Source organism: Aeromonas sp. 97A (assembly GCF_051919185.1).
GTDB lineage: Bacteria > Pseudomonadota > Gammaproteobacteria > Enterobacterales > Aeromonadaceae > Aeromonas > Aeromonas veronii.
On sequence record NZ_JBQBFF010000001.1, the window covers coordinates 91,583 to 105,227 of the forward strand.

11 protein-coding genes, 9 tRNA genes and 1 pseudogene are annotated in these 13,645 nt (G+C 59.2%); 6 read left to right on the forward strand and 15 right to left on the reverse strand.

Translation table 11 applies throughout. The annotated features are described in order from the left end of the window. Positions 1 to 125: 125 nt before the first annotated feature. The 15 genes and pseudogenes from ACTG27_RS00430 to lolB all read right to left on the reverse strand — a co-directional run bounded on the left by ACTG27_RS00430 (position 126) and on the right by lolB (position 7,946). Positions 126 to 209, reverse strand: a tRNA-Leu gene (locus ACTG27_RS00430). 8 nt (positions 210 to 217) lie between these two features. After that, a tRNA-Met gene (locus ACTG27_RS00435) sits at positions 218 to 294 on the reverse strand. Positions 295 to 333: 39 nt separating this feature from the next. Beyond that, positions 334 to 408 (reverse strand) — tRNA-Gln (locus tag ACTG27_RS00440). 10 nt (positions 409 to 418) lie between these two features. Beyond that, positions 419 to 495, reverse strand: a tRNA-Met gene (locus ACTG27_RS00445). Positions 496 to 534: 39 nt separating this feature from the next. Continuing rightward, a tRNA-Gln gene (locus ACTG27_RS00450) sits at positions 535 to 609 on the reverse strand. A 41-nt stretch (positions 610 to 650) separates the two neighbouring features. Further along, positions 651 to 725 (reverse strand) — tRNA-Gln (locus ACTG27_RS00455). A 46-nt stretch (positions 726 to 771) separates the two neighbouring features. Next, positions 772 to 846 (reverse strand) — tRNA-Gln (locus ACTG27_RS00460). An 8-nt stretch (positions 847 to 854) separates the two neighbouring features. Then, positions 855 to 931: transfer RNA gene (locus ACTG27_RS00465), tRNA-Met, on the reverse strand. A 234-nt stretch (positions 932 to 1,165) separates the two neighbouring features. After that, entirely contained in the window at positions 1,166 to 2,257 is a 1,092-nt protein-coding gene (gene ychF / locus ACTG27_RS00470; protein ID WP_005334961.1) for a redox-regulated ATPase YchF, read from the reverse strand. 116 nt (positions 2,258 to 2,373) lie between these two features. Continuing rightward, positions 2,374 to 2,970 (reverse strand): aminoacyl-tRNA hydrolase, encoded by a 597-nt coding sequence (gene pth / locus ACTG27_RS00475; protein WP_058059203.1) that lies wholly within the window; start codon positions 2,968 to 2,970, stop codon positions 2,374 to 2,376. Positions 2,971 to 3,188: 218 nt separating this feature from the next. After that, positions 3,189 to 5,183, reverse strand: coding sequence for a bifunctional metallophosphatase/5'-nucleotidase (locus tag ACTG27_RS00480; protein WP_439978886.1), 1,995 nt, complete (start codon positions 5,181 to 5,183; stop codon positions 3,189 to 3,191). Positions 5,184 to 5,299: 116 nt separating this feature from the next. Next, positions 5,300 to 6,247 (reverse strand): ribose-phosphate pyrophosphokinase, encoded by a 948-nt coding sequence (locus ACTG27_RS00485; RefSeq protein WP_005343846.1) that lies wholly within the window; start codon positions 6,245 to 6,247, stop codon positions 5,300 to 5,302. A 199-nt stretch (positions 6,248 to 6,446) separates the two neighbouring features. Then, positions 6,447 to 6,518: transfer RNA gene (locus ACTG27_RS00490), tRNA-Gln, on the reverse strand. Then, positions 6,498 to 7,368, reverse strand: a pseudogene (gene ispE, locus ACTG27_RS00495) (4-(cytidine 5'-diphospho)-2-C-methyl-D-erythritol kinase). Before ispE ends, ACTG27_RS00490 begins: the two are co-directional and overlap by 21 nt. Next, entirely contained in the window at positions 7,368 to 7,946 is a 579-nt protein-coding gene (gene lolB / locus ACTG27_RS00500; protein ID WP_439978887.1) for a lipoprotein insertase outer membrane protein LolB, read from the reverse strand. The pseudogene ispE and the gene lolB overlap by 1 nt, the downstream one beginning before the upstream one ends. Before the next feature lie 126 nt (positions 7,947 to 8,072). On the opposite strand from lolB, the gene hemA reads away from it, so the two are divergent. The 6 genes from hemA to kdsA all read left to right on the forward strand — a co-directional run bounded on the left by hemA (position 8,073) and on the right by kdsA (position 13,589). Then, a complete protein-coding gene (gene hemA / locus ACTG27_RS00505; protein ID WP_439978888.1) occupies positions 8,073 to 9,332 on the forward strand; it encodes a glutamyl-tRNA reductase in 1,260 nt (419 codons plus the stop codon). A gap of 51 nt (positions 9,333 to 9,383) precedes the next feature. Further along, the gene (prfA, locus tag ACTG27_RS00510) at positions 9,384 to 10,472 is read left to right on the forward strand and encodes a peptide chain release factor 1 (RefSeq protein WP_005353897.1); all 1,089 of its coding nucleotides are present in this window, start codon (positions 9,384 to 9,386) and stop codon (positions 10,470 to 10,472) included. Between the two features lie 61 nt (positions 10,473 to 10,533). Beyond that, a complete protein-coding gene (gene prmC, locus ACTG27_RS00515; RefSeq protein WP_439978889.1) occupies positions 10,534 to 11,385 on the forward strand; it encodes a peptide chain release factor N(5)-glutamine methyltransferase in 852 nt (283 codons plus the stop codon). 56 nt (positions 11,386 to 11,441) lie between these two features. After that, positions 11,442 to 11,825, forward strand: coding sequence for a SirB2 family protein (locus ACTG27_RS00520; protein WP_439978891.1), 384 nt, complete (start codon positions 11,442 to 11,444; stop codon positions 11,823 to 11,825). Between the two features lie 12 nt (positions 11,826 to 11,837). After that, positions 11,838 to 12,638: a SirB1 family protein gene (locus ACTG27_RS00525; protein ID WP_005362204.1), complete on the forward strand. Its 801-nt coding sequence runs from the start codon at positions 11,838 to 11,840 to the stop codon at positions 12,636 to 12,638. Between the two features lie 96 nt (positions 12,639 to 12,734). After that, entirely contained in the window at positions 12,735 to 13,589 is an 855-nt protein-coding gene (gene kdsA, locus ACTG27_RS00530; RefSeq protein ID WP_005334937.1) for a 3-deoxy-8-phosphooctulonate synthase, read from the forward strand. Positions 13,590 to 13,645 lie beyond the last annotated feature (56 nt).

Genomic DNA, 13,645 nt, shown 5'->3' on the forward strand with positions numbered 1-13,645 from the left:
AGAGGGACGTGAACGTGAATTAACGTGGAGCCGGGTTAATAGAGGTGCGAGAGAAAAACTGGGGAGAGGCAAATTCCAGATACAAAAAAACCAGCGTGAGCTGGTCTGTTTGGTACTGCTATTAATGGTGCGGAAGGAGAGACTCGAACTCTCACGCCTAGGGCGCCAGAACCTAAATCTGGTGCGTCTACCAATTTCGCCACTTCCGCAATATTAATGGTGGCTATGACGGGATTCGAACCTGTGACCCCCGCATTATGAGTGCGATGCTCTAACCAACTGAGCTACATAGCCGTTTGTTATCGACCACTGATGTGGAAGAGAACAGAAAAATGGCTGGGGTACTAGGATTCGAACCTAGGGATGGCGAGATCAAAACCCGCTGCCTTACCGCTTGGCGATACCCCAACAGAAATAATGGTGGCTATGACGGGATTCGAACCTGTGACCCCCGCATTATGAGTGCGATGCTCTAACCAACTGAGCTACATAGCCGTTTGTTATCAACCACTGATGTGGAAGAGAACAGAAAAATGGCTGGGGTACTAGGATTCGAACCTAGGGATGGCGAGATCAAAACCCGCTGCCTTACCGCTTGGCGATACCCCAACAGTGATGCCTGACAGAAACTATCAAACACCTTTCAAAAATGGCTGGGGTACTAGGATTCGAACCTAGGGATGGCGAGATCAAAACCCGCTGCCTTACCGCTTGGCGATACCCCAACAGCGTTCCTCAACAGTCGCGAGACTGGCAAAGAACTTTTAAAAATGGCTGGGGTACTAGGATTCGAACCTAGGGATGGCGAGATCAAAACCCGCTGCCTTACCGCTTGGCGATACCCCAACTAGAAATGGTGGCTATGACGGGATTCGAACCTGTGACCCCCGCATTATGAGTGCGATGCTCTAACCAACTGAGCTACATAGCCAACCTTGCTTCCGGTGAGTCGTTACCTCGTCACCGTGCGGGCCGAATTATGCGTATCTGGCTCTGGGGCGTCAACCCTTTTTTTGCCAGAAAAACGCAATTTGAGTGCGTTTGACCAGTTATTGGTCTCTGTTGCGCAAAAGCCCAACAATCTGGTTTTTTTTAAGACATTGCCATTATTGCCCGGGCAATGGCAGATAAAAAACAGGCCAGCAAATGCTGGCCTGTCATGGGATTAGACGTTGAACAGGAAATTCATGATATCGCCATCTTTGACGATGTAATCTTTCCCTTCAGCGCGCATCTTGCCCGCTTCCTTGGCGCCTTGTTCACCCTTGTAGTTGATAAAGTCTTCAAAGGCGATGGTTTGGGCGCGAATAAAGCCTTTTTCAAAGTCAGTGTGGATCTTGCCTGCCGCTTGCGGGGCAGTGGCACCGACCGGAATAGTCCAGGCGCGTACCTCTTTCACACCGGCGGTGAAGTAGGTCTGCAGGTTGAGCAGCTGGTAGCCGGAGCGGATAACGCGGTTCAGGCCCGGTTCTTCGATGCCAAGGTCAGCCATGAACTCGGCGCGATCTTCGTCGTCCAGTTCGGCAATGTCGGCTTCAATAGCACAGCAGACGACCACGACAACTGCGTTTTCGGCGGCGGCGATTTCACGCACCTTGTCCAGATAGGGGTTGTTCTCGAAGCCATCTTCCGCCACGTTGGCGATATACATGGTGGGTTTCAGGGTCAGGAAGTTGAGGTGGCTCACCGCGGCCAGCTCTTCTTTATCCAGCTTCATGCCGCGGATCATCTGACCGTTTTCCAGCGCGACCTTGATCTTCTCCAGGGTTTCGACTTCCAGCTTGGCATCCTTGTCGCCGCCTTTGGCGCGTTTGGACTGACGGTGAATGGCACGCTCGCAGGCGTCCAGGTCCGACAGGGCCAGCTCGGTGTTGATCACTTCGATGTCGTCAGCAGGGGAGACCTTGCCGGCAACATGAATGATGTTCTCGTCGTCGAAGCAGCGCACTACATGGCCGATCGCTTCGGTTTCACGGATGTTGGCCAGGAACTGGTTACCCAGACCTTCACCCTTGGAGGCACCGGCAACCAGACCGGCGATGTCGACGAATTCCATGGTGGTCGGCACAACGCGCTGCGGATTGATGATGGCCGCCAGCTGATCGAGGCGGGGATCCGGCATCGGCACCACACCTGTGTTCGGCTCGATGGTGCAGAACGGGAAGTTGGCGGCTTCGATACCGGCCTTGGTCAGCGCGTTGAACAGGGTGGATTTGCCTACATTGGGCAGGCCCACGATACCGCATTTAAAACCCATGGATTGTTACCTTACTTGATGGATGCTGTTGGGGGTCGCCCGCAGGCGGCCCATGTCATGCTTGTTCTGGTCGTTGCTCATGTACCGGCACAATGCCCGTACAGGGTCAAACCGACCTAACCCTTTTCCGCCTTGAAGCTGTGCAAGCGATTCATGGCCTTGGTCATATCTTGTTTGAACAGGATGTCGGTGGCGCGCAGGGATTCGTCCAGCGCGGCGTCGATCAGGTTCTGTTCACTGCTGGGGGCCTTGGTCAGGACGAAGCCAGCCACCTGCTCTTTGCTGCCGGGATGGCCGATCCCGAGACGCAGCCGGAAGAAGTTATTGTTGTTGCCCATCTTGGCGATGATGTCCTTGAGGCCGTTATGGCCACCGTGACCACCACCCTGCTTGAACTTGGCGATGCCAGGCGGCAGATCCAGTTCGTCATGGGCCACCAGAATCGCTTCCGGCTCAATCTGATAAAAACGCGCCAGTGCGGCCACCGCCTTGCCAGAGAGGTTCATATAGGTGTTCGGGATGAGCAGCCGCACATCCTGCCCCTCGACCAGGATGCGGGCAGTATGGCCGAAGAACTTGGGTTCTTCACGCAGGCTGACATTGTGCCAGCGGGCCAGTTGCTCCACATACCAGGCGCCCGCATTGTGGCGGGTCTTGGCATATTCCGGGCCGGGGTTGCCCAGTCCGACGATCAGTTTGATTTCGCTTGTCACGCTTGATGTCTTCACTCGCAGCTGCCGTGGGCACACTACCCAGGGCAATAGGACGCAATATTCTAGCCGCCGAGTGGCGATCACTCAACCAATGCGCATGTTATGGCGGGATTTGCAGCATTATTGCGGCCAATGGGTGGCTAACTGTGGGCAAACGGGCCTCTTGCAAGAGGCCCGTTTCAGTTTACCGATGGATTGTGCCCGGTTGACTACCGTCGTTATTTGGCACGCAGCAGGGTGACAGTTTCCTCATCCAGCGCGGTCAGGGAGGGGCGGGCATCGCGCACATACTCCACGAAAGAGGCTGCATCGGTGCCGCAATCCACGCCGCTGGCTTTGCAATCGAGGGCCTGGCCCGGGGCATAGACGGCACTCAGCAGTTCGCTGTTTTGTGCCACCTTCAGCACCGGGAAGGCGGTCAGCTTGCCATTGACGCTGGCGATATCGACCCGCTCGCTCTTCTGACGCTGGGCATTGGCCAGCGCCTGCCAGCCATCGTTGCCGTTGGCGCTGTAGGCGTTCATCACCACCCGATAGTGCTGGCTATCCACCAGATCCTGCCACTCGCCGCTTGCGGTCTTGTGCTGCAATTGGGTCAGGGTGCCCGCTTTGCCTGCGTCGGTCTCCTGGAAGGTGTAACGCAGGTGGCCGCCATAGGGGAACTTGCCGGCATGGGCGCTGGCGGGCAGGGTGGCGGTGATGGTCTCGGTCAAGAGGGCACGCACCTCGGCGCCGGTCAGGGTCAGCACCGCGAGCTGGTTCTTGAACGGCAGCAGGGTGAGGGCACTATCCCCCTCACGCCATTCGCCAGCAGGCAGGTCGGCGCGCACGCCCCCCACCGCAACCAGAGAAAAATCGACCGGGCCGCCGGTCAGGGCTTGCACTGCTGGGGTATTGGCCCAGTAGAACTCCCCTTCGGCAACCAGCGGCGCTACATCTGAGCCGTGGCTGTCGCTGCCGTTGTCACCGGGACGACGGGCATTTTGCAGCTGAGCGGGGATGGTGCCGATCACCGGGCCGTAGGCTTTCTCCAGCGCCGGTTTGTAGTGGCTGTCGATGATGCCGCGCAGGCGCGGATCTTCATCCACGGTCACCAGATTGGGCTGGTTGTCGACAAACTGGCTTGCCTCTTTGCTGCGGGCGTCGTCGAGCGCTTGCTTGCGCGCCGCATCGGCGAAGAAATCGCGGCTGGCCAGCAGGCTGTTGTGGCCCTGGCAGTCGGTCACCTGACCCTGGCTGTCAAAGGTCACTTGTGCCAGACCGATGGCCTGGGCGTAGGAGCCCGCCTGCACCACGCAGGTTTTGCCGATGCCATCCGGATTGGTCACCAGCTTGGCGTAATCGCCGGTCTTGCCCCAGCCAATGTTGCGAAAATCGCCGAGCAGGCTGTGGGAGTGGCCGCCGACGATGGCATCGAGGCCGTTTACCTTGGCCGCCAGTGCCAGATCCCGCTCGTTGCCGATGTGGGTCAGCGCCACGATCTGGTGGATCCCCTTGGCTTGCAGCATGTCGACCGTGGCCTGAGCCGAGGCGACCTCCTTGCCAAAGCGCAGCTTGCCGACGTTGGGGGCGATATTGCCCATGTCTTCCAGCACCAGACCGATGACGGCGACCAGCTGCTTGCCTTGCGGCAGGTTGTCGAGATCGGTGACCGGGCTCTTCTGGTTGCCGTCAAAGGCGTAGACCACGAAGGGCTTGAGGTTGTCAGCCTTGCTGAGGGCCGGATCGGCCTTGGTGTCGAGGTTGGCGGCCAGCACCGGGAAGTTGACCCCCTCGATGAAGCGGGCCAGCTTCTGGTTATCCAGATCGAACTCGTGGTTGCCCAGCGCCATGGCATCGAGGCCGAACTGGCTCAGCAACTCGGCGTTGGCCATCCCCTCGTTGAGCTTGAAGTAGCCGCTGCCCTGCCAGGCATCGCCGCCGTGCAGCAGCAGCAAGGGCTGGTTCTTGGCCAGCGCCTCGGCCTGATAGGCTTTCGCCATGGTCAGCAGGCGCGGATAACCGCCAAAGCGGGTATAGAGGGTGTCCGTCTCCCCCTGCTGGTGCTGGGCAAAGATCTGCCCTTTGATCTCGGCATTGACCGGATCAAACTGGGAGTGGGTGTCGTTCATGTGAGCTAGGGTCAGCACGAAGGGCGGGTTCTCTTTGACGGGCTGACAGGCGAACAGGGCGCAGGTGAGGGTCGCGAGCAGGAGGGGACGCAAGCAATTCATGGGTAAATCCTTAAGCCTGCCGGGGGCAGGGTCGTACCAGATAGCAGAAAGTTGGAAAGAGAAGGTCCAGAAAGACGAAAACCGCCTGATGGCGGTTTTCGTTATTGCTGAATCTATCAATGCTCAAACATGGCAGAGATGGACTCTTCGTTGCTGATGCGACGAATGGCTTCGGCCAGTACAGTTGACAGCGTCAGCTGCTTGACCTTGCCGACCGCTTTCATCTCCGCAGTGAGCGGGATGGAGTCGGTGATGATCAGTTCATCGATCACGGAGTTCTTGATGTTCTCGACGGCGGAACCGGAGAAGACCGGGTGGGTAGCGTAGGCGAATACACGCTTGGCACCGCGCTCTTTCAGGGCCTCTGCGGCTTTGCACAGGGTGCCGCCGGTGTCGATCATGTCATCAACGATGATGCAGTCGCGGCCGGCAACGTCACCGATCAGGTGCATGACCTGGGAGACGTTCGGGCGTGGACGGCGCTTGTCGATGATAGCGATGTCGGTGTCATCCAGCAGCTTGGCGATAGCGCGGGCACGCACGACGCCACCGATGTCCGGGGAGACAACGACAGGAGACTCGAGGTTCTTGGACTTCATGTCTTCCAGCAGCACCGGGCTACCGAACACGTTGTCTACCGGAACGTCGAAGAAACCTTGAATTTGCTCGGCATGCAGGTCAACGGTCAGCACGCGATCCACACCGACGCTGGAGAGGAAGTCAGCGACAACCTTGGCGGTGATGGGTACACGGGCGGAGCGGACGCGGCGGTCCTGACGGGCATAACCAAAGTAGGGGATAACGGCAGTGATACGGCCAGCTGAAGCACGACGCAGAGCATCCACCATGACGATCAATTCCATCAAATTGTCGTTGGTCGGGGCACAGGTGGATTGAATGATGAAGATATCGCCACCACGTACATTCTCATTGATCTGTACGCTGATCTCGCCGTCGCTAAAGCGACCTACGGCAGCATTGCCGAGTTTGATAAACAGGCGATCTGCGATCTTCTGGGCTAGTTCCGGCGTTGCGTTACCAGCAAACAGCTTCATGTCAGGCACGGTTTGAAACCTCGGGGTTGCATCCAGTATGTGGGGGAGTCTGAAATCAGACCCTATCGTTTTGGGGCAAACGATTTATCAAGATAACGTACAAGGTGTCTGCTGCCCAATGATTGTGATGATACCGGTAACCCGAATCCGTGGCCGAGTGCAAAACCGGCCACATTAATCATCAATACCGTTCGGTAAAATTGTAAAATTGGGGTACTAGGATTCGAACCTAGGAATGGCGAGATCAAAACCCGCTGCCTTACCGCTTGGCGATACCCCAATCATTTGAACTGTTGCAATGTGGAGAAGAGAGGTGATATGTTCTCGCCCTTGGCGACAAACCCATCAAGTCCCTTCGGCACGCAGGCCAACACTTCCCGAGCAGTCACTTCGTCTTCAAATTGAGCAAAGACGCAGGCTCCTGTGCCCGTCATTCTTGACGGCGCGTATTCTAGCAACCAGCCGAGCGCATTGGCAACCTCGGGGTGGCGCTTTTTCACCAGTGATTCGCAATCGTTTTTCCACTCGCCTTCCAGCAGGTTGTCCAGCGCCATTTTCGGCGTAGCTCTCGGCAGGTCCGGATCCTGGAATACGGCCGCGGTCGCTACATGGCAATCGGGCTTGAGTACCAGATACCAGGCATCGGGCAGTTCGACCGGTTGCAGCCGCTCGCCTACTCCTTCGGCAAAGGCCGCCTTGCCACGGACAAACACCGGCACATCGGCCCCCAACTGGACGCCAAGCGCTGCCAGTTCATCTTCACTCAAACCCGCTTGCCAGAGGTGGTTAAGAGCTACCAGCGTGGTCGCTGCATCGGATGAACCGCCGCCAATGCCGCCGCCCATGGGTAGCACTTTCTCCAGCCGGATATGGGCACCTTGCGGGCTCGACAGGGTTGCCTGCAGCAGGCGCGCCGCCCGGATAATCAGATTCTGCTCATCCGGCACCCCGGGAATGGCCGGCGTCAGGGTGAGTGTGTCGCTATTCGGTATCACCTCAAACTCGAGCCAGTCGCTGTGGTTGAGGAAGATAAACAGGGTCTGCAGCTCGTGATAGCCATCGGGACGACGGCCATTGACGTGTAAAAACAGGTTGAGTTTGGCCGGTGCCGGCCAGCGTGTGGAAGCCATTAACGTACAAGAGTCCATTGGTTGATCTGAAGCTTGAGGCGGCTGTTATGGCCGGTCATGGTCAGCTGGTGCGGCAGGCGGTAGCCATCCTGATCCCGATAATCGCCATAGACGATCTGCCACTGGCCGTCGCGCACGCTGGCCAGACTGCTGTCGGGGTTGAGTTCAAACTCCGCCTGACCTGGCAGCCCCTTGATCCACTCTGGCAATCCCGCAACCGGAATATTCCAGCCGGTCAGTTGATAGATGAGCGCTTCGGCATCCTGGCTCTGGTGGCGATTGCCGTCGCTGTCGAGCAGGGTGATCTCCCCCTTGCTGCGGGAGAGCTCCAGAATGCTGGTGCCGATCAGGCTGGTGAGGTTGAGGCGATAATCCTCCCCATCCTGCTGCCAGTTGAGACGGGCGCTGCCCTTTTGCTGGGGGGTGATGATGGCCATCTTGCCGGATAGCTGCCAGTGGGTCAGTTGCTCGAGACGGGTCCGCTCCTGGTTCCAGTTCACCTGGTCACGCTGGGGCTGGGTGGTGGCACAACCGGCCAGCAACAGCAGGCAGGTGAGGGTAAAAATACGTAGCAGCAAGAGACGGCTCCAGAGAGAGGAATTTGCCACAGTATACGGGGCGGCCGTATTGCTTTTAAAGACTTACCCTTTCTCGTACAATTGGCAGCCTTTGCACCCAGCGTATGAAATGATCGTCGCCCACTCATGAGTTTGCTTGCCCTCGGAATCAACCACAACACCGCCAGTGTCGCCTTGCGGGAACGGGTCGCCTTTGGCCCGGACTGCATCGATCGCGCCTTGCGTGAGCTGGTGAGCCAACCCGGTGTCAGCGAGGCGGTGATCGTCTCCACCTGCAACCGGACCGAACTCTATTGCAATCTGGAGGAGGAGCGGCAGGAGCAAGTGCTGCGCTGGCTTCAACAGTTCCACGGGCTGGACGCGGCCGAACTGGTCACTGCCATCTATCAGCATCACGATGAAGAGGCGGTGCGCCACCTGATGCGGGTGGCGTGCGGGCTCGACTCGCTGGTGTTGGGGGAGCCGCAGATCCTGGGGCAGATCAAGCAATCCTATGCCCACGCCCAGCAGGCGGAGTCGTTGAAGGGGGCGCTGGAGCGGTTGTTCCAGAAATCCTTCTCGGTGGCGAAAAGAGTGCGTACCGATACCGAGATTGGCGCCAGTGCCGTGTCGGTGGCGTTTGCCGCCGTCAGTCTGGGTCGGCGGATCTTCTCCGATCTCTCCCAGACCAAGGTATTGCTGGTCGGGGCTGGTGAAACCATCGAGCTGGTGGCCCGTCATCTGCGCGAGCAGAACGTCACCAATATGATGGTGGCCAACCGCACCCTGCAGCGTGCCCAGACCCTGGCGGCCGAATTTGGTGCCCAGGTGATGACGCTCGAAGAGATCCCCGACTATCTGCACGAGGCGGATATTGTCATCAGCTCGACCGCCAGTCCCCTGCCCATCATCGGTAAGGGGATGGTGGAGCGCGCGCTGAAGGCCCGCCGCTTCAAACCCATGTTTCTGGTGGATATTGCCGTGCCGCGCGACATCGAAGCCGAAGTTGATGAGCTCTCCGATGCCTATCTCTACACGGTGGATGATTTGCAGGGGATCATCGAGCAGAACCTCGAAACCCGTAAACGGGCTGCCGCACAGGCGGAAGTGATCGTGCAGGAAGAGCGCGACGAGTTTATGGGCTGGTATCGCGGCCAGAGCTCGGTCGACCTCATTCGCGATTACCGCCATCAGTCCCAGCAAGTGGCTGATGAAGAGTTGCAACGGGCCCTGCTGGCATTGGCGCAGGGCGAGAGTGCCGAACAGGCGCTCAAGGCGATGGCCCATCGCCTCACCAACAAATTGATCCACGCGCCGACCCAGGCGTTGCGCCAGGCTGCCTCCCAGGGGGATCAGAGTGAGCTCTCCCGCTTGCGGCAGGCGCTGGGGTTGTCACAAGAGCCATAATTTTCGGGCAACCTGCCGGTTGTCCCGTCCTCCATTGAGAATGCAAGAGTTATGAATCCGTCACTGATCAGAAAGCTGGAAGGCCTCATCGAGCGCCACGAAGAAGTACAGGCCATGCTCGGCGAGCCGGATGTGGTCTCGGATCAGGATCGCTACCGCGCCCTGACCCGCGAATATGCCCAGCTGGAAGATATCGTTCACGCCTTCCAGCGTTACCGTCAGGCTCAGGATGATCTGGAGACCACTCAGATGATGCTGGAGGAGGACGATGCCGACCTGCGCGAGATGGCGCAGGAGGAGCTGCCGCTCGCCAAGGCCAATCTGGAGGCGCTGGAGCAGGAGCTGCAACTGATGTTGCTGCCCAAGGATCCCAAGGATGACAACAACTGCTATCTGGAGATCCGCGCTGGTGCCGGTGGCGACGAAGCGGCCATCTTTGCCGGTGACCTGTTCCGCATGTATTCACGGTTTGCCGAGCGTCAGGGCTGGCGCGTCTCCATCGTCAGCTGCAATGACGGTGAATATGGTGGCTACAAGGAGGTGATCGCCAAGATCGACGGCGAGCGCGTCTATGGCCGCCTCAAGTTTGAATCCGGTGGTCACCGGGTACAACGGGTGCCGGAGACCGAATCTCAGGGCCGCGTGCACACCTCCGCCTGTACCGTCGCCGTGTTGCCGGAAGTGCCGGAAGCCGAGCAGATCGAGATCAACCCTTCCGATCTGAAGATCGACACCTTCCGCGCCTCCGGTGCCGGTGGTCAGCACGTCAACAAGACCGACTCGGCCATTCGTATCACCCACCTGCCGACCGGGCTGGTGGTGGAGTGTCAGGACGAGCGCTCCCAGCACAAGAACCGCGCCAAGGCGATGTCGGTGCTCTCCGCCCGCCTGCAAGCGGCCGAGGATGAGCGCCACCGCGCCGCCGAGCAGAGCACCCGCCGCAATCTGGTGGGCTCCGGTGATCGTTCCGAGCGAATTCGCACCTACAACTACCCGCAGGGTCGCCTCTCCGAGCACCGTATCAACCTGACCCTGTACCGCCTCTCCGAAATTTTGGAAGGGGATCTGGACTGCGTCATCACACCGCTGGTGCAGGAGTATCAGGCCGATCAGCTTGCCTCGCTGGCCGAGAACAACTGATGCAAATGGTGATCCGGCAAGCTCGCATTAAGTGTTGTGCCCATAAGGTGGAGTGGCACTGATGCAGATCCAGCAGGCCCGCGCCCATATCATGACTGTGTTGGCTGGGGGGGAGTCCCCCCGCGCCGACGCCGATGTACTGCTCTGTCATCTGCTCGATTGCCGTCGCAGCTATCTGATGACCTGGCCCGAGCGTGAGCTGGATGCCGCCCAGCAGGCCACCCTGCAGGGGTGGCTGGCCCGTCGTCTCAATGGCGAACCCATTGCCCATCTGGTGGGCGAGCGGGAGTTCTGGTCGCTGCCCCTCAAGGTGAGCCCGGCGACCCTGATCCCGCGCCCCGATACCGAGGTGCTGGTCGAGCAGGCGCTGACCAGAATCCCGCAAGGGCCTTGCGCCGTGCTGGATCTCGGCACCGGCACCGGTGCCATCGCGCTGGCGCTCAAGTCCGAGCGGCCCGAGGTCGATGTGTGGGCGGTTGATCGGATGGCCGATGCTGCGGCGCTGGCTCGCGAGAACAGCGCCGCGCTGGGGTTACCCATCGAGGTGCGTGACGGCAGCTGGTTTGAGCCCCTTGGCGAGCCGGATCGCGACGAAACGCCACGATTTGCGGTGATTGTCTCCAATCCCCCCTATATTGATGGCGCCGATCCCCATCTCGAGCAGGGGGATGTGCGCTTTGAGCCTCGCTCGGCGCTGGTTGCCGATGACGCCGGGCTGGCCGATATCCGCCACATCGTGGCCCATGCTCCCGCTTATCTGCTGACCGATGGCTGGTTGCTGCTGGAGCATGGCTGGGATCAGGGGGAGTCGGTGCGTCAGTTGCTGCGTGATGGCGGTTACCGCGAGGTAGCCACGGTGCGCGATTACGGGGATAACGACAGGGTGACGCTGGGCCTCTGCCCGCTGCGCTGACGGTTCCTCACTGTTACACGGCGGGTTGCCTGTGCGCCCCCTTGCAAGGATTGAATATGGTTTTTGTGCTCAAACACCTGCACCTCACCCTGATTGCCGGGGCCGTGCTGATGTTTATGCTCCGCTTCTACTGGGTACAGACCGCCACTGGCCGAGCCTATAGCGCGCCGGTGATGAAGGTCAGCGGCTGGCTCAACGGTCTGGTGGTGCTCTCCGGCGTATTGCTCTGCATGGTGCTGGATCTCAACCCGCTCAATAACGGAACGCCCTGGCTCAGCGAGAAGCTGATGGCCATTCTGGCGCTGGTATTTCTGGCGGCGATGGCGCTGCGGCTGGCCAAAAGCAATCTGGTGCGCTGGTGCTCCTTTCTGGGGGCGCTCGGCTGGATCTACTTTATTGCCAAGTTGGCAGTGCTCAAACAGACGAGTGTGTTCGGCTAAGGCATGAAGAGAATGTTACACATAGACGAATGGACCGATTTCGAAGCCCACGACATCACCGAGCTGGCGTTGTCAGTCAGCGACGAGATTTATGGCTCGGTCGAGGAGGGGATCCGCGAGTTGAACCTGCTGGACGAGTGGCTGGACGAGCAGATTGAAGAGGGCACCTGCGACGAGGTGCGCCAGCAGTTGCTGCAAGGCTTCTACCACAGCCTCGGTTTTCATGGCGATTGGCAGGATTATTTCTCTGCCAACAATTGCGATCTCAATCAGGTGCTGGTTCAGCGCAAAGGGATCCCGGTCAGCCTCGGTATTCTCATCATCCAGCTGGGGCGCAAGCTCGGGCTCGATGTAGAGGGGATCTGCTTCCCCGGCCACTTCCTGGTGAGCTTTGCCGGTGGCGAGGGGGAGGTCTATGTCGATCCCTTTACCGGCGATGAGCTGAGCCTGGCCCGCATCGAGCTGCTGCTGCGCGGCGCGTTGGGGGACTTGGCGACCCTGACCCCCGACTACCTGCAACCCTCCGGCCAGTGGGAGATCATCGAACGGCTGCTCAACGTCAGCAAGGGTGCCCTGCTGCGGGAAGACCGCATGCCCGAGGCGCTGCGTTGCAGCGAGCTGTTGCTGCGGATGAAGCCCGGCGATCCGCTGGAGACGCGGGATCGCGGCTTTATCTACGAGCAGCTCGACTGCCCGCGCCAGGCCGCCGACGATTTTGAATATTTTATTGAACAATGCCCGGACGATCCGGTGGCCGATGTGCTGAAAGTGCAGCTGGCCGCGCTGGATCTGAGCCCCAAGCCCCTCCATTAAGGGCGGCTTGAAACTAAACAGAAGAATATCAAGGCCGCTGCGTCCGGTCGCAACGGAGTAACTTGGCTTCAGGCCCTTTTATTAAGGATGTCTTAGATGGAACAGAAGAATATCAAGATCAACCAGATCGACGTTGCCAACGACAAACCGTTCGTGCTGTTTGGCGGCATGAACGTGCTGGAATCCCGCGACATGGCGATGGCGGTGTGCGAGAAGTACGTGGAAGTGACCAGCAAGCTGGGCATCCCGTTTGTCTTCAAGGCGAGCTGGGACAAGGCCAACCGCTCCTCCATCCACTCCTACCGCGGTCCGGGTCTGGAAGAGGGGATGAAGATTTTCCAGGAGCTGAAAGCGACCTTCGGCATGCCGGTCATCTCCGATCTGCACGAACCCCATCAGGCCAAGCCGGTCGCCGAGGTGGTTGACGTTATCCAGCTGCCCGCTTTCCTGGCACGCCAGACCGATCTGGTGGAAGCCATGGCCCGCACCGGCAACGTCATCAACATCAAGAAGCCGCAGTTCCTGAGCCCAAGCCAGATGAAGAACATCACCGACAAGTTCGAGGAGTGCGGCAACGATCAGCTGATCCTGTGTGAGCGCGGTGCCAACTTCGGCTACGACAACCTGGTGGTGGACATGCTGGGCCTGGGCGTGATGAAGAAGAGCACCGGTGGCTATCCGGTGATCTTTGACGTGACCCACTCCCTGCAGTGCCGTGATCCGCTGGGTGCCGCTTCCGGTGGTCGTCGCGAACAGGTGACCGAGCTGGCGCGTGCCGGCATGGCGGTCGGTCTGGCCGGTCTCTTTATCGAATCCCACCCGGATCCGAAAATTGCCCGCTGCGATGGCCCGAGTGCCCTGCCGCTGGAGAAGCTGGAAGGCTTCCTCAAACAGATGAAGGCCATCGATGACCTGATCAAGGGCTTCGAACCCCTCGATACTTCGGCCTGATCCCGACGCTGTCATGCCTGATGAAAATGCCCCGCAATGCGGGGTATTTTTATATC